A 15957-nucleotide genomic window follows, 5' to 3' on the forward strand; every position below is an offset into this window, starting at 1 on the left:
TGGTTCCGCCGCCTACGCATCCGCTGGGAAATCCGCGACGACATCCACGAAGCCTTCCTCAGCCTCGCCTGCTCCCTCATCTGCTGGCGCCAACTCCAACGCCCCCAGAGTTAGGAGTTCTTAACGCATTCGGTATAGGAAGGGCCCCCGCTTAACCAACGCCCCGGCGGGTGGACTGCCCGCCACCCGCTCGGCCGGGGGTGGCGGCGTCGGCTACCGTGACAGCGCCTGTTCCGCGTACGACCGCCGGAGGACCCGTGCCCCTGCTCTACACCATCGGCAAGCTCACCGTGGCGCCCACGCTCCGGTTGGCCTTCCGTCCGCACGTGGAGGGGTTGGAGCACATCCCGGCGACCGGCGGTGCGATCTTCGCGGGCAACCACCTCTCCGTCGCCGACGAGCTGCTGCTCGGCACCGTGGTGCCCCGTCACCTGGCCTTCTGGGCCAAGTCGGAGTACTTCAACGGCACCGGGGTGAAGGGCGGCTTCTCCAAGTTCGTGCTCACCGGGCTGGGCGCGATCCCGGTCGAGCGGGCCGGCGGTCGGGCGGCGCTGTCCGCGTTCGACGCGGCCATCCCGGTGCTCCAGGCCGGTGACCTGGTCGCGGTGTATCCGGAGGGCACCCGCTCGCCGGACGGGCGCCTCTACCGCGGGCGCACCGGTGCGGCCCGGCTGGCGGTGGCCGCCGGCGTGCCGATCATCCCGGTCGGCGTCACCGGCACCGACAAGGCCCAGCCGATCGGGACGCGGGTGCCCCGCCCCGGTCGCGCCAAGATCACCATCAAGTTCGGCAAGCCGCTGGACTTCACCGGCCGGCCCGACGACCGGACGTCGCTGCGGACCATGACCGACGAGCTGATGACCGAGATCCAGAAGCTCACCGGCCAGGAGTACGTCCCGCGCTACGCGCCGAAGCGCGCCGAGCAGACGCCGGGCGAGTCGCCCGCCTGACCCGGCCTCCGGGTCAGGACTTCTTCGGGAGCACCACCTGCTCCCGAAGCTCGTTGAGCAGCCGGCCGCTGTCGTCCACCGACAGCCTGGTGAACACGCCAGTGGTCAGGCTGCCGTAGTCGACCGACGTGCACACCACCACCGCGTCGCCGTCCGTCCGACCGACCGCGCAGCGCTCGTACCGGCCCCGCACACCGGTGTCCACGCTGACCGAGGCCTGCAGGGCGTAGTCGCCGGCCAGGCGCTTCAGCTCGGCCTCGGCGTCGGACTCCGGGGTCAACCGGAAGCCGGTGCTGCCGAAGAGGGTCACCCGCTTGCCGTCGTCGGTGGCGTAGATGCCGGCGAACGTGTCCTCGGCGAGCAGGTCCGCCTGGCGTACCTGGCTCTTCAACTCCTCGGCGGCGGCCCGGCTGCGCTCGTCCTGACGCAACTGCATCGAGTCGAGCTGGTCCGGGAGGCTGGCGCTGGCCGGATACTGGCTGGACAGCGGCTGGACCCACCACAGCGGGACGCCGCAGCAGCAGGCCACGGAGAGCAGCAGCACCCAGGGCCAGCGGCGCCGCCTGCGTCGCGGCGCGTACCCCTTGGGCGCCTGCCACCCGGGCGGCGGCGCGACCGGCGGCGGAGTCCCGCCCCGGCGCTGCTTCGGCGGCCGGGCCTGCTTCGGCGCCCGGGGGGCGACCACCGGGGCCGGCGGCGGGGTGTACGCCGGCGGTGACACCGGGCGGGCGGCGGGTGACGCCGGGTACGGCGGCGTGTGCGCGGGTGGCGAGACCGGCCGGGCTGCCGGCGGCCCCGGGTACGGCGGGGCGGGCGCCGGCGGTGACACCGGCGGCGGCGCGGGGTGCGGCGCCGGGTGCGCCGGCCAGGGCGCGGTGTACGGCATGGTCGCCGGTGGCGCCGGCAGGGCCGGCAGATCGGCCGAGTGGAGGTCCCAGCCGGTGGTGTCCACGCCCGCCCACGGATCGACAGGGGTGGCGTGCTCGGGGGAGGCGACCGGCGGTACCGGGGTGGGCTCCGCCGACTCGCCCCAGCCGCGCCGGCGCGGCGGCGGGGGCGGAACCGCGGCGGAGCCGCTCCAGCGCGGCGCGGGCGGCTCGACGCGGGTCGGCGGTGGCCCGTTCTCGACCCGGGTGGCGTTCGGGCCGGTCTCCATGCGGGCGGCGTCCAGCCCGTTCTCGACCCGGGTCGCGTTCGGCCCGGTCTCGATGCGGGTGGCGTTCGGCCCGGTCTCGATGCGGGTGGCGTTCGGCCCGGTCTCCATGCGGACGGCGTCCGGCGCACTCTCGACCCGGGTGGGATGCCGCCCGTTCTCGACCCGGGTGGGGGGCGGTGGGGTGGCGCGGCCGGGCACGGCCGCGGAGCCGCGGGCACGGCCGGCCGGTACGGCCGGCACGGCCGGGGTGGCGTCGGCGCTGGTGTCGGTGGTCGGCTGCGCGTCGCGTTCCGCCTCGGTCCCGACGGCGCTGGTTCCGACGGCGTCGTTGTCGGCCGAGGCGTCCGAGGTTGCCGAGGCGCTCGATGCCTCCGACGGCGTCGAGGCGTCCGACGGGTCGAGGACCTGCGGGGTGGCTCCCGCGGTGACCGGCTCCCCGGCCTCGTCGGTGAGGGCCTCGTCGGATGCCGCCACCCGCGGCACCCCGGTCTCCGGCACCCGGGTCTCCGACGCGTCGGTCTCCGGCACCCGGGTCTCCGACGCGTCGGTCTCCGGCGCGTCGGGTGGGGACGGCGGGTTGGTGGCCTCGGCGCCGGCCGGCGTCGGTACGGCGGTCGGCGGCTCGGTGACGGCTGGCCCGTCGGCCCCGTCGGCCGGCCGGCCCGCCTCCGGCTGCGGCTGCGACATCGCGGCAATCTCCTCTCGCGCCCGTTGCGAGGTTAGTACCGCCCCGCCACCCCCGACGAATCCCCGCCTCCGCCCACCAGCCCGATGATCAAGGAGTTCACGTCGGCCGGGTCCGGATTCGCGCGCCAACTCCTTGATCACGGGGAGGGGCCGGGGGAACGGTGCCGGTGGGGGAGGGCGGGGTGGGGGACCGCGTATCCTTGGGCATCATGAGTGCCCCGTCGACGACGCCGCGCCCGGTCGCGGCCAATTCCGTGTGGCCCCGGCTGGAGCCGCTGCTGCCCCAGGTGACCAAGCCCATCCAGTACGTCGGGGGCGAGTTGGGCGCGGTGGTGAAGGACTGGGACGCGGCGACCGTCCGCTGGGCGCTGATGTACCCGGACGCCTACGAGGTGGGGCTGCCCAACCAGGGCGTGCAGATCCTCTACGAGGTGCTCAACGAGCTGCCCGACGTGCTCGCCGAGCGCACGTACGCGGTCTGGCCGGACCTGGAGGCGCTGATGCGCGCCCACGGCGTCCCGCAGTTCACCGTCGACGCGCACCGCGCGGTCCGTGACTTCGACGTGTTCGGCGTCTCGTTCTCCACCGAGCTGGGCTACACCAACCTGCTCACCGCGATCGACCTCGCCGGCATTCCGCTGCTCGCCGCCGACCGCACCGACGCCGACCCGGTGATCGTGGCCGGTGGGCACGCCGCGTTCAACCCGGAGCCGATCGCCGACTTCGTCGACGCCGCGGTGCTCGGCGACGGTGAGGAGGCGGTGCTGGAGATCACCGCCATCGTCCGGGAGTGGAAGGCCGAGGGCTCACCGGGTGGCCGGGACGAGCTGTTGCTGCGGCTGGCCCGCACCGAGAGCGTCTACGTGCCGCGCTTCTACGACGTCGACTACCTGCCCGACGGCCGGATCCAGCGGGTCGTGCCGAACCGTCCGGACGTGCCGTTCCGGGTGCACAAGCGCACCACCATGGATCTGGACGCGTGGCCGTACCCGAAGAAGCCGCTGGTCCCGCTCGCCGAGACGGTCCACGAGCGGTACGCGGTGGAGATCTTCCGGGGCTGCACCCGGGGCTGCCGGTTCTGCCAGGCCGGGATGATCACCCGCCCGGTGCGGGAGCGTTCGATCACCACTGTCGGCCAGATGGTGCAGCAGGGGCTGGAGTTCTCCGGCTTCCACGAGGTGGGCCTGCTGTCGCTGTCGTCGGCCGACCACTCCGAGATCGGTGACATGTGCTCCGGTCTGGCCGAGCAGTACGCCGGCACCAACGTCTCGCTGTCGCTGCCGTCGACCCGGGTGGACGCGTTCAACATCGACCTCGCCCAGGAGCTGTCCCGCAACGGGCGGCGGACCGGCCTGACCTTCGCCCCCGAGGGCGGGTCGGAGCGGATCCGCAAGGTGATCAACAAGATGGTGTCGAAGGAAGACCTCATCCGCACCGTGGTCACCGCGTACACCAACGGCTGGCGGCAGGTGAAGCTCTACTTCATGTGCGGCCTGCCCACCGAGACGGACGAGGACGTCCTGGAGATCGCCGACATGGCGCACGAGGTGATCCGGGCCGGCCGGGCGGCCACCGGGTCCAAGGACATCCGCTGCACGGTCTCCATCGGCGGGTTCGTACCGAAGCCGCACACCCCGTTCCAGTGGGCCTCGATGTCCACGCCCGAGGTCATCGACGGCCGGCTCAAGCTGCTCAAGCAGGCGATCAACAGTGACCGTTCGCTGGGCCGGGCGATCGGTTTCCGCTACCACGACGGCGAGCCGTCGCTGATCGAGGGCCTGCTGTCCCGGGGCGACCGCCGGGTCGGCGCGGTGATCCGCAGGGTCTGGGAGAACGGCGGCCGGTTCGACGGCTGGAGCGAGCACTTCTCGTACCAGCGCTGGGTGGACGCGGCGGCCGAGACGCTGCCGGCGTTCGGGGTGGACCTCGACTGGTACACCACCCGGGAGCGCGAGGAGTTGGAGGTCCTGCCCTGGGACCACCTCGACTCCGGCCTGGACAAGGACTGGCTCTGGCAGGACTGGCAGGACTCGCTGTCCGAGTACGAGCAGGACGACTGCCGCTGGACGCCCTGCTTCGACTGCGGCGTGTGCCCGTCCATGGACACCGAGATCCAGATCGGCCCGACCGGGCGCAAGCTGCTGCCGCTGACGCCGGTCGGCGGGATGCGGTTGCCCACGGCGGCCCAGGGCTGAGCCGCACCGACGTGTGACGGAGCGCGGGAACCCCTCGGGGCCCGCGCTCCGTCGTGTCACGTGTCGACCGTCGGGTGGTCGGGGCGGGGCTGCCCCGGCTGGTCCTCCTCGATACGCTGCGTCCGTAGTGGACCGGCCCGGGCCGGTAGCGGGGGAGGACAGCAGCATGGGCATCACGCCGCCGGACACCGGCGACCTGCACGTCAGCGTCGAGGACCTGGACGCCGCCGCCGACTACGTCGAGCGCCTCAAGCAGTACGTCGACGACACCATCGGCTACGAGATGGAACGCATCAAGGAGCGGATGAAGGGCGACAGCAACAACGCCCAGGCGGTGCCCAACGGCACGCCGTTCGGCGCGTACGAGGACGCGCGGATGCAGTGGGCGGCGCTGACCCGGTCGACGGCCAACATGGAGGCCCATCTCAAGGCCATCTCCAGCAAGCTGGCCGGGCTGAAGAAGGGCACCGAGGACATCGCGAAGGCGTTCCGCGACGCCGAGGCCCGCAACGCCGCCAACGGCAAGCAGATCGAGCGGCTGCTGGAGTCCGCGGCGCCGCCGCCCGAGGCGGGGCAGCAGCCCACGTACCCGTACCCGGCCTGAGGGAGAGGCGAGCATGGCTGGAGGCACCTGGGAGCGCTGCGTCCGGGAGGTGACGCTCGCCGCGGATCCGGAGACGGTCGGGTCGGTCGGCGTCGGCTGGAACAACCTCTCCGCCGGGCTCGGCCACCTGCGCGACGCGCTTGTCGGGCGCTCGTTCGTCGGCCCGATCGCGTCCGGTCAGGAACGCCCGCACAGCGGCGGTCTCCCCGGGCTGCTGGCCGGCTGGACGGGCAGCGGCGGTGACGCGTACCGCGAGCACCTGGGCGGCATCGGCAAGGACATCGAGGAGCTGATCACCCACGCCAGCGACGTCAGCGGCGCGCTGTCGCGGATCGAGGGCGACATCCGCACGGCGGTGGCCAGCATCCCGATCCCGCTGATGGACGACTTCGGCTGGAACGAGTGGAGCCTGCCCGGCGGCACCGAGCTCGACGACGCCCGCGACGGCGAGAGCCAGTCCGGCTTCCTGGCCTCGCTGCGCAGTGACTACCAGCAGAACCAGTCGCTCTACGCCGACGGCGCGTTCCGCGACAAGGCCGACGACCTCGAGGCGACGATGAGGGTCGACGGCAACGCCGACGACCAGAAGCGTGGCGGCTGGTGGGACACCAAGTCGCACCTGGACAACTGGTACCGGGACAACCAGGAGGCGGCCAACCGGGCGATGTCGCCGCTGCCGGCCGCGGTGGAGACCGAACGCCCGAAGCTGGTCGTGCCCCAGCCCTCGGCCAACGACGCGCGTGACGGCTACACGCCCGACAACCGCGTCCCGCCGTCCGGTGTGCCCGACACCGGGTTGCCCGGCGGTGGCGGTGGCGGGGGCGGCAAGGCGCCCTCGCTGGGCAGCGCCGGCATCGGCGGTGGCGGCGGTGGCTCGTACGGTGGCGGTTCGTTCTCACCGCCGCCCACCACGGGCGGCGTCGATCTCGGCGGCGGCCAGAGCGGCGGCGGGTCGTACGTCCCGTCGGTCACCGGTGGCGGCTACCCGGGCTCGGGTGACCACGACTACGGCACCGGCCTGGCCGGCGCGGGCGGGCCGGGGACGATCACGACCGGCGGTCCGGGCAGTGCGTTCGGCGGTGGCGGCGGTGGCCTGGGCACCGCCGGCGGTGGTGGTGGGTTCGGCGGCGGCGGCGCCGGGCTGGGCGCCGGTGGTGGTCTCGGCGGCGGTGGTCTCGGCGCGGCCGGCGGACCAGGCGTGGGTGCGCTGCCCGGCCTGGTCGGTGGCGGCAACGGCAGGATCCCGCCGCTGACCAGCGCCGCCAGCGCGCTCCGCAACGCGACCGGCGCGGGTGGCGGTGGGGGCATGATGGGCGGCGGGATGATGGGCGGGCCCGGCGGCGCCGGGCACGGCGGGGGCGGTGCCGAGCACTCGTCGTGGTTGACTGAGGACGACGATCCGTGGGGTGCCGGTGACAGTGCGTCCCCGGGCGTTCTGCGATGAGGGCGGACGGATGAGGGTGCACGTCGCCGCGCTCCGGCCGGTGGCGGCGGGACTGCTGGCCGGCCTGATGGTGCTGGGCGCGGCCCAGCCGGTGCCGGCCGCGCCGCGCCGGGCCGAGCAGTGGTATCTGGACGAACTGCGCATCGACCAGGCACGTCGGATCTCCACCGGACGCGGGGTGGTGGTCGGCGTGGTGGACACCGGCGTCGACGCCACCCATCCTGCGCTGCGCGGGCGCGTGCTGCCCGGCGACCGCAGCTACGGCGCCCGGGGCGACGGCCGGGAGGACCCGGACGGTCACGGCACGCACATGGCCGGCATCATCTCGGCGGCGAACGTCGGCGACGGCGTGGACGGCATCGCGCCGGACGCCCGGATCCTGCCCATCAAGCAGGAGCCCGGCCCCGGAACCGTGCCCGACGGCGCGTCCGCCCTGGGCATCCGGATGGCGGTCGACGGTGGCGCGACGGTGCTCAACCTCTCCTTCGGCCGGGCCGGCGCGCCCGACCCGGACGAGGAGGAGGCGATCCGGTACGCGCTGGCGCGCGACGTCGTCGTGGTCGCCGCCGGCGGCAACCGCAAGGCGGGCGACGTGGACATCGCCTCGCCGGCCCGGATCCCCGGCGTGATCGCGGTGACCGGCACCACCCGGGGCGGCGGCTTCTGGTCCGGCTCCGCCCAGGGCCCGGAGGCGGTCGTCGCCGCGCCGGCGGACGGGATCTACAACGCCGGCCGCGACCACGGCTACGGCTGGGGTGACGGCACCTCCGACTCCAGCGCCATCGTCTCCGGCGTCGCGGCGTTGATCCGTTCGAAGTACCCGCAGCTCTCCGCGCCCGACGTGATCAACCGGATCATCCGCACCGCCCGGGACGCCGGCCCGTCGGGCCGGGACCCGCAGTTCGGCTTCGGCCGGATCGACCCGGTGGCGGCGCTCACCGCGGACGTGCCGTCGGTCTCGGCGAACCCGCTGCTCGACCCGGCCGCGCCGAGCGCTGCCGCGCCGCGGGCGGCCGAGGACGACGACTTCGACGTGACGAGGTACGGCGACCGCGGTGGCCCCACCGACCAGCAGGTGCTGGTGATCGGCATCGGCATCGCGGTGGCCCTGGTGGTGCTGCTGGCGCTCGTGGTGTTCCTGATCTGGAACCGGCGCCGGCACCGACGTGAGCTGGCCCGGGTGGCGCACCTCCCGGACGACGCGCTCGACCGGCTGGGCGGCCCCACCGCGGCCGGCGACCGCCGCCCCTGACCCACCCCACCGCGGAGAGAGTGGTGGGGGCGGGTGTGGGAGGCGGTGCGGGCTGCGCCAGGATGGGACGGACACGCGCAGGCACAGCCGAGGAGTTCACGATCGCCAGAAAGCCTCAACCCGAGGGCGGCCAGGCGCCCGTCGTCCAGCGGGTCCGCATCCGGTACGCCAAGCGTGGACCGCTGCGGTTCACCTCGCACCGGGACTTCGCCCGGGCCTTCGAGCGCGCGTTGCGCCGCGCCGGCGTGCCGATCGCGTTCTCCCAGGGCTTTACCCCGCACCCCAAGATCTCGTACGCCTCCGCGGCGCCGACCGGCGTGGCCAGCGAGGCCGAGTACCTGGAGATCGGCCTGCGTGAGCCGGTCGACCCGGAGCGCCTCCGGGCCGCTCTGGACGCCGCGCTCTCGCCCGGGCTCGACGTGCTCGACGCGGTCGAGGCGTCCGGCGGCAGCCTGGCCGACCGGATCGAGGCGTCGTACTGGCGGATCGAGCTGCCCGAGGTCGATCCGGACGTGCTCCGGGCCGCCGTGGCGGCCTTCACCGCCGCCGAGGAGATCCAGGTCGAGCGGATGACCAAGCAGGGCCGGCGGACGTTCGACGCCCGCGCCGCCGTGATCGCCATCGATGCGCCGGTGCCGGCTGAGACGCCTTCCGGAGCGGCGACCGTACCGTGTGCGATACTCGAACTGGTCGTGCGGCAGGTCACCCCGTCCGTGCGACCCGATGACGTCCTTTCCGGCCTCCGCGTGGTGGCGGACCTGGAGCCGCCGGTCACCCCGAAGGTGATCCGGCTGGCGCAGGGCACGCTGACCGCGCAGGGCGAGATCGTCGATCCGTTGGACGCGGATCGCGACGGGGCAGCCATCGGAGGGCACTGACCGACGGTCAGCGCTCTGGCAGGCAGACTTCGGCGGTCGCGCACCTGCGCGCCCGGCGGAAACACCTTTGCGGCAACCCTGCGTGGCAGCGCTCAACCGCGCCCGGGGCAGCCAGAACTGGAGAACGTCCATGCTCGAGAACGAGCCCGAGGGCGGCGAACGGACCGGCGCCGAGCCGGCCGACGCGACCGCCACCAGCACCGACGGCGTCGCCGAGGTGAAGCCGCCGCCCCGCAAGCGGGCCAGCCGCCGCAAGGTCGCGCCGCTCAACCAGCCGGAGCAGACCGACGCGCCGGTCGAGGCGTCCGCCGCGGCCACCGGCAGCGGCGAGTCGCCGCAGGCCGAGGTGTTCGCGCCGGTGGCCGGTGAGTTGGAGGCCGCGCCGAAGACCACCCGCCGGCGCCGGAAGGCGACCCCGGCGAAGGCGGTCGAGGAGCCGGTGGCCGCCGCCGAGGTGCAGGCCACCTCGGACGAGGTGGTGCCGCCGGTCAAGGTCACCCGGACCCGCCGCCGCAAGGCCACCCCGCCCGCCGCCGAGCCGATGCCGGCCGCCGAGTCGCCGACCGAGGCGCCCGCCGAGGCCGCCGACCGGACGGTCGCGTCGACCGAGGCGCCCGGCGGCCCGTCTGCCGAGGTCGCCGGTCTGTCGGGTGGTGCCGTGGTCGACGGACCGGTCTCGGTTCCGGGCGGTACGGGCGAGATCGCCGAGGGTCGGGCCCCGCTCGACCCCGACGAGGACGCGGTCGACGAGGAGCCCGTGGACGAGCCCACCTCGGGCGAGGGCGACGCGCGGTCCGGTAGCGGAAGCGAGGCCGCGGCCGAGGGTGGCGCACGGTCGCGTACCGGTGAGGCCGCTGCCGAGGGCGGTGCGCGGTCGCGTGCCGGCGGGCGGCGCGCGTCCCGGCGTACCGACGAGGTCGACCTGGCCCGGGCCGGCGGGCCGGCGGACGCCACCGGCGTGGTGTCGACCGGTGCCGCGGTGCCGGGTGTGGCGGACGAGCCGGCGGCCGAGGAGCGGCCGGTCACCGGCCGCCGGCGTCGCGCGGCGCTCTCCGCGCCCACCGTCCTGTTCATGCCCCCGCAGCCCGAGGAGGCCCCGGAGGTCCGGGTCACCTACCCGGCCGTCGAGGAGGCGGCGGAGGAGCCGGTCGAGACCGGCCGCCGTCGCCGTCGCGGCCGGCGGGAGGCCGAGCCGGTGGCGGCCGAGGTCGAGGCCGAGGTTTTCGAGGAGGAGGAGCCGGCCGCCGAGGCGGACGAGTCCGCCGACGCCGAGGACGACGACGACACCGCCGAGGGTCGTCGTCGCCGCCGCCGTGGTCGCCGGGGCCGTGGCCGGGGCAAGGGTGGCGCCGACGAGGCCGACGAGGACGAGACCGGTACGGCGGAGCCGGCCGAGGCGGAGGCCGAGGAGAGCGACGAGGAGGCCGAGGGCGACGGGATGACCCGTCGTCGCCGTCGGCGTCGTCGCCGGGGCGCGGGTGAGGCGGAGACCACCACCGAGGACGGCGTGCCCACCGTCGTCAAGATCCGTGAGCCGCGCAAGGCGGTCGACGAGGTGCAGGGCGTCTCCGGGTCGACCCGGCTGGAGGCCAAGCGGCAGCGCCGCCGGGACGGCCGCGAGCAGCGGCGTACCCGGCCGCCGATCCTGAGCGAGTCGGAGTTCCTGGCCCGCCGCGAGGCGGTCGACCGGACGATGGTGGTGCGCCAGCGTGGCGACCGTACCCAGATCGCGGTGCTCGAGGACGGCGTGCTGGTCGAGCACTACGTGACCCGCAACTCGTCCGGCACCATGGCCGGCAACGTCTACCTCGGCAAGGTGCAGAACGTCCTGCCGAGCATGGAGGCGGCCTTCGTCGACATCGGGCGCGGGCGCAACGCCGTCCTGTACGCCGGCGAGGTCAACTGGGACGCCACCGGCCTGGAGGGCCGGGCCCGCTCGATCGAGCAGGCGCTGCGCTCCGGCGACCCGGTGCTGGTGCAGGTCACCAAGGACCCGATCGGGCACAAGGGCGCGCGGCTCACCAGCCACGTCGCGCTCTCCGGCCGGCACCTGGTCTACGTGCCCAACGGCAACGCCTCCGGAATCAGCCGCAAGCTGCCGGACACCGAGCGCAAGCGGCTGCGGGACATCCTCAAGAAGTTGGTGCCGGACGGCGCCGGGGTGATCGTCCGGACCGCGGCGGAGGGCGCCAGCGAGGACGAGCTGGCCCGGGACGTCAAGCGGCTCCAGGCGCAGTGGGACGACATCCAGGCCAAGGCCACCTCCGGCGGTGCCCCGGTGCTGCTCTACGAGGAGCCGGACCTGGTCATCCGGGTGGTCCGGGACCTCTTCAACGAGGACTTCCGCGAGCTGGTCATCGAGGGTGAGTCGGCGTACGACGTGGTCGAGTCGTACCTGTCGCACGTCTCGCCGGACCTGGTGGCGCGGCTGCGCCGGCACGCCGGCGTCACCGACGTGTTCGCCGAGTACCGGATCGACGAGCAGATCCTCAAGGGGCTGGACCGGAAGGTCTTCCTGCCCTCCGGCGGGTCGCTGGTGATCGACCGGACCGAGGCGATGACCGTCGTCGACGTCAACACCGGCAAGTACACCGGCTCCGGCGGAAACCTGGAGGAGACGGTCACCCGTAACAACCTGGAGGCGGCCGAGGAGATCGTGCGCCAGTTGCGGCTGCGCGACCTCGGCGGCATCGTGGTGATCGACTTCATCGACATGGTGCTGGAGTCGAACCGGGAGCTGGTGCTGCGCCGGCTCACCGAGTGTCTGGGCCGGGACCGCACCAAGCACCAGGTCACCGAGATCACCTCGCTGGGCCTGGTGCAGATGACCCGCAAGCGGATCGGCGCGGGCCTGCTGGAGGCGTTCAGCGAGACCTGCGAGTGCTGCAAGGGCCGGGGCGTGGTGATCCACACCGAGCCGGTGCCGGAAAAGCCGCGTGCCGGTGGCGCGGGGGAGAAGGTCAAGGCGGTCGCCTCGGCGGTCGCGCCGGTCGAGGAGAAGAGCCGTCGCCGGGGTCGCAAGGCCGCTGCGGAGAAGCCCGCCGGGGAGGCCGCGGCGGAGCCGCCGGCCGCCGTCGCGCCGGAGCGCACCGTCGTCGAGGTGGCCGAGTCCGCCGACGACTACTACGACACCCAGGGCTACGACCTGTCCCGGTTCGAGACCGAGACGCCGGCCGCCCCGGCGGTCGCGGACAGCCAGGAGGGCGACTCGGCCCGACTCGCCGCCGCTGACGACCCGGACGCGATCGGCGACGGCGACAGCGACGACGAGGGCGCCGACGGCGGCTCGTCGCGGCGGCGGTCCCGCCGTGGCGGCGCCCGGCGGCGTACCCGGCCGTGAGCCGCTGACCTGCGTGGCGTTTGACAGGGCCCCTGGTCCGGCAACAGAGTGCCGGGAGCAGGGGCCCTGCCGTTGCCCGTCGACCCCCGGTCGGGCCGGCCGTGCTCCGGAGGGAGGAGACATGCGCCGGGTGTTCGCGGTCACCGCGTTGACCGGACTGCTGCTGGCCGGGTCGGGCTGCGCCGAACGGACCGACCCGTTCTCGGTGGGCTTCGCCTCACCGGCCCCGGCGGCCACGTCGCCCACTCCGGCCCCGACCGTCACCGGCGACGCGGGCGTCTGCGCCCGCGCGAAGCAGGCCGGGTCCGTGGCCGTCCAGACGTACGTGCAGAAGCTGGCGGAGATGCTGCGGGCGGGCGGCACCGGGGACCGAAGCACGGAGCAGGCCGCCCGGCGGGACGCGGAGGCCGCGCTCGCGGGCTGGCGGGACGTGCTGCGGGAGCAGTCCGGGCTGGCCACCGACCCGGGCCTGCGGACGCTGCTGGCGGACCTGGCCACCGAGGTGGGCGGGCTCGGCACCGACGTGCGGAAGATCGACGAGACGGCGTTCGACCGGCTCCAGCAGCGGCTCGACCAGCTCTGCCCGGCGTGACCGGCAGCCCGGTTTGGGCGGCGGACCGGGTATGGCGTACTCTTGCCTGCGGCGCACTTTGGTGTGCCTAGTTCCCGCGCGCCCGCGCCGCCGGTGTCACGGCTCCCGGCGAGACGCCGTGGGAACGACCCGCCGGCAACGGTGGGAAAAGACGCCAGCAGCCTCAACGACAGGGAGTGCGCCTCCGATGTACGCGATCGTCAAGACCGGCGGCAAGCAGTACAAGGTCGCCGAGGGCGACGTGATCGAGGTCGAGAAGCTCACCGGTGCCCCCGGTGACGCGGTGAAGCTCACCGCGGTGCTCCTCGTCGACGGTGACGACCTGGTGACCGACGCGGCGAAGCTCGCCAAGGTCGCGGTGTCCGGCGAGATCGCCGCGCACACCAAGGGCCCGAAGATCCGGATCCACAAGTTCAAGAACAAGACCGGCTACCACAAGCGTCAGGGTCACCGGCAGCCGCTGACCCAGATCAAGGTGACCGGCATCTCCAACAGCGGGAAGTAGGTCGTCGGAAATGGCTCACAAAAAGGGTGCGTCCAGCTCGCGTAACGGTCGCGACTCCGCGGCCCAGCGGCTCGGCGTGAAGCGCTTCGGTGGTCAGGTCGTCAGCGCGGGTGAGATCCTCATCCGTCAGCGTGGCACCAAGTTCCACCCCGGTGACCTGGTCGGCCGTGGCGGCGACGACACGCTGTTCGCGCTGTCCGCCGGTTCGGTGCAGTTCGGCACCAAGCGCGGTCGCAAGACCGTCAGCATCGTGCCTCAGCAGTAGTTCGAAGCCGAAGCGGGCCGCGGACCTCGGGTCCCGGCCCGCTTCGGCTTTCCACGTGCGGGGCGGACCCCGCTGGAAGGATTGGCGTCGTGACGACGTTCGTTGACCGGGTCGTCCTGCACATGCAGGCCGGCGACGGCGGGCACGGCTGTGTCTCGATCCACCGGGAGAAGTTCAAGCCCTTCGGTGGCCCGGACGGCGGTAACGGCGGCCATGGCGGCAGCGTGTCGCTGGTGGTCGACCCGCAGGTCACCACGCTGCTCGACTTCCACTTCCGGCCGCACCTGAAAGCCGACAACGGCAAGGGTGGGGCCGGCTCGAACCGGGACGGCGCCAACGGCCGCGATCTGGTGATCAAGGTGCCGAACGGCACCGTGGTGCAGACCCTGGACGGTGAGGTGCTGGCCGACCTGGTCGGGGTGGGCACCACCTTCGAGGCGGCCCGCGGTGGCCGGGGCGGCCGGGGCAACGCCTCGCTGGCCAACGCCCGCCGTAAGGCACCCGGTTTCGCCGAGCTGGGTGAGCCCGGCGACAAGCTCGACGTGGTGCTGGAGCTGAAGAGCGTCGCCGACGTCGGCCTGGTCGGGTTCCCGTCCGCTGGGAAGTCCTCGCTGATCTCGGTGATCTCGGCCGCCAAGCCGAAGATCGCGGACTACCCGTTCACCACGCTGGTGCCCAACCTGGGCGTGGTGCGGGTGGACAACCACACCTTCACCGTCGCGGACGTGCCCGGCCTGATCCCGGGCGCCGCCACCGGCAAGGGGCTGGGCCTGGAGTTCCTCCGCCACGTCGAGCGGTGTGCCGTGCTGGTGCACGTGGTCGACACCGCGACGCTGGAGCCGGGCCGCGACCCGCTCGCCGACATCGACGCCATCGAGTCGGAGTTGGCCCAGTACGGCGGGCTGGCCGACCGGCCCCGGCTGGTCGCGCTGAACAAGGTCGACGTGCCGGACGGGAAGGACCTCGCCGACATCGTCCGCCCCGACCTGGAGGCCCGTGGCTTCCGCGTCTTCGACGTCTCCAGCGCCACCCGCGAGGGCCTGCGCGAGCTGACGTACGCGATGGCCCAGGTGGTCGACGAGGGCCGCCGCGCCGTGCCGGAGGCGGAGCCGACCCGGATCGTGCTCCGCCCGAAGGCGGTCGACGACGCCGGGTTCACCATCGAGGCCGAGCCGGACGGCTCCTACACCGTCCGGGGCAGCCGGCCGGAACGCTGGGTGAAGCAGACGAACTTCGACAACGACGAGGCGGTGGGCTTCCTGGCCGACCGGCTGGCCCGCCTCGGCGTCGAGGAGAAGCTGGCCAAGGCCGGCGCGCAGGCCGGCGACCTGGTGCGGATCGGCGAACGCGAGTTCGACTGGCAGCCGACGCTCTACGCGGGCGTCGACTTCACGCCCGGCAACCGGGGCACCGACGTGCGGCTGGAGGACAAGTCGACACGTCCCTCCGCCGCGGACCGGCTGGAGGCCCGCAAGGCCCGCCGGCAGCGCCCGGAGGACGAGATCGAGGCCGGTCCGACGGCGGAGGACACGGACGACGACTAGTTCGGTCGTGTCCGTGTCGGGGACCTCGGCCGGAAACCTTCGCGAAATCCGGTCGACCTACCGTGACGGAATGCTGATCGAATGCCGGCCCGCCACCGATCCGGAGGTCGCCGCGCTCGTCGTGGCCCAGCAGCGTGAGCTGCGGGACGCCGACGGCGGGCTGGACGGGCAGGTCACCGTCACCCACTCCGACATTCGTTACCTGGCGGCCGTGGTCGGCGGCCGGGCGGTCGGCTGCGGCGGTCTCCAGGCGCTCGCCGCCGATACCGGCGAGCTGAAGCGGATGTACGTCCGGCCGGCGTACCGGGGGCGCGGCATCGCCCGGCAGTTGCTGCTCGCGCTGGAGGAACTGGCCTTCCGGCAGGGGCACCGGACGGTGTGTCTGGAGACCGGCACCTACCTGCCGGCCGCCATCGGGCTCTACCGCTCCAGCGGCTACCAGCCGATCCCGGTCTACGGCGAGTACGTCGACAACCCGTACAGCGTCTGCTTCGCCAAACACCTCCCCGTGGCGGCGTAAGGAGGGGCCCCGCTTAACGCCTGGC

13 protein-coding genes and 1 pseudogene are annotated in these 15957 nt (G+C 73.7%); 13 read left to right on the forward strand and 1 reads right to left on the reverse strand.

What is annotated here, in order from left to right:
* A pseudogene (locus C8054_RS05680) lies at positions 1 to 114 on the forward strand (IS5/IS1182 family transposase); the annotation flags it as partial.
* Between the two features lie 143 nt (positions 115 to 257).
* Positions 258 to 950, forward strand: a complete 693-nt coding sequence (locus tag C8054_RS05685) for a 1-acyl-sn-glycerol-3-phosphate acyltransferase (RefSeq protein ID WP_107155667.1) — start codon at positions 258 to 260, stop codon at positions 948 to 950.
* Between the two features lie 13 nt (positions 951 to 963).
* Here the strand turns inward: C8054_RS05685 and C8054_RS32545 are convergent, their stop codons facing one another.
* Positions 964 to 2793, reverse strand: a complete 1830-nt coding sequence (locus tag C8054_RS32545) for a hypothetical protein (protein ID WP_107155668.1) — start codon at positions 2791 to 2793, stop codon at positions 964 to 966.
* 209 nt (positions 2794 to 3002) lie between these two features.
* On the opposite strand from C8054_RS32545, the gene C8054_RS05695 reads away from it, so the two are divergent.
* From C8054_RS05695 to C8054_RS05745, 11 genes are all read left to right on the forward strand, one after another.
* Complete coding sequence (locus C8054_RS05695) at positions 3003 to 4988, forward strand: TIGR03960 family B12-binding radical SAM protein (RefSeq protein ID WP_107155669.1); 1986 nt, start codon at positions 3003 to 3005, stop codon at positions 4986 to 4988.
* A gap of 166 nt (positions 4989 to 5154) precedes the next feature.
* A complete protein-coding gene (locus C8054_RS05700) occupies positions 5155 to 5592 on the forward strand; it encodes a hypothetical protein (protein WP_107155670.1) in 438 nt (145 codons plus the stop codon).
* Positions 5593 to 5605: 13 nt separating this feature from the next.
* Positions 5606 to 7036, forward strand: a complete 1431-nt coding sequence (locus C8054_RS05705; RefSeq protein ID WP_107155671.1) for a hypothetical protein — start codon at positions 5606 to 5608, stop codon at positions 7034 to 7036.
* A gap of 10 nt (positions 7037 to 7046) precedes the next feature.
* Positions 7047 to 8288 (forward strand): type VII secretion-associated serine protease mycosin, encoded by a 1242-nt coding sequence (gene mycP / locus C8054_RS05710; RefSeq protein ID WP_107155672.1) that lies wholly within the window; start codon positions 7047 to 7049, stop codon positions 8286 to 8288.
* A 62-nt stretch (positions 8289 to 8350) separates the two neighbouring features.
* Positions 8351 to 9166, forward strand: coding sequence for a TIGR03936 family radical SAM-associated protein (locus C8054_RS05715; RefSeq protein WP_255562955.1), 816 nt, complete (start codon positions 8351 to 8353; stop codon positions 9164 to 9166).
* 130 nt (positions 9167 to 9296) lie between these two features.
* On the forward strand, positions 9297 to 12506 hold the full coding sequence (locus C8054_RS05720) for an Rne/Rng family ribonuclease (RefSeq protein ID WP_107155673.1): 3210 nt from the start codon (positions 9297 to 9299) through the stop codon (positions 12504 to 12506).
* Positions 12507 to 12627: 121 nt separating this feature from the next.
* Positions 12628 to 13098 (forward strand): hypothetical protein, encoded by a 471-nt coding sequence (locus tag C8054_RS05725; RefSeq protein WP_107155674.1) that lies wholly within the window; start codon positions 12628 to 12630, stop codon positions 13096 to 13098.
* A gap of 187 nt (positions 13099 to 13285) precedes the next feature.
* Entirely contained in the window at positions 13286 to 13603 is a 318-nt protein-coding gene (rplU, locus tag C8054_RS05730; RefSeq protein ID WP_091072401.1) for a 50S ribosomal protein L21, read from the forward strand.
* A gap of 10 nt (positions 13604 to 13613) precedes the next feature.
* The gene (gene rpmA / locus C8054_RS05735) at positions 13614 to 13868 is read left to right on the forward strand and encodes a 50S ribosomal protein L27 (RefSeq protein WP_091072397.1); all 255 of its coding nucleotides are present in this window, start codon (positions 13614 to 13616) and stop codon (positions 13866 to 13868) included.
* A gap of 89 nt (positions 13869 to 13957) precedes the next feature.
* Complete coding sequence (gene obgE / locus C8054_RS05740; RefSeq protein ID WP_107155675.1) at positions 13958 to 15412, forward strand: GTPase ObgE; 1455 nt, start codon at positions 13958 to 13960, stop codon at positions 15410 to 15412.
* Between the two features lie 70 nt (positions 15413 to 15482).
* Positions 15483 to 15932 carry a GNAT family N-acetyltransferase gene (locus C8054_RS05745; RefSeq protein ID WP_107155676.1) on the forward strand — a complete coding sequence of 150 codons (450 nt, stop codon included), beginning with the start codon at positions 15483 to 15485 and terminating at the stop codon, positions 15930 to 15932.
* Positions 15933 to 15957 lie beyond the last annotated feature (25 nt).

Origin of the sequence: Micromonospora sp. RP3T, from assembly GCF_003027925.1 — a bacterium.
Taxonomy (GTDB): Bacteria; Actinomycetota; Actinomycetes; order Mycobacteriales; family Micromonosporaceae; genus Micromonospora.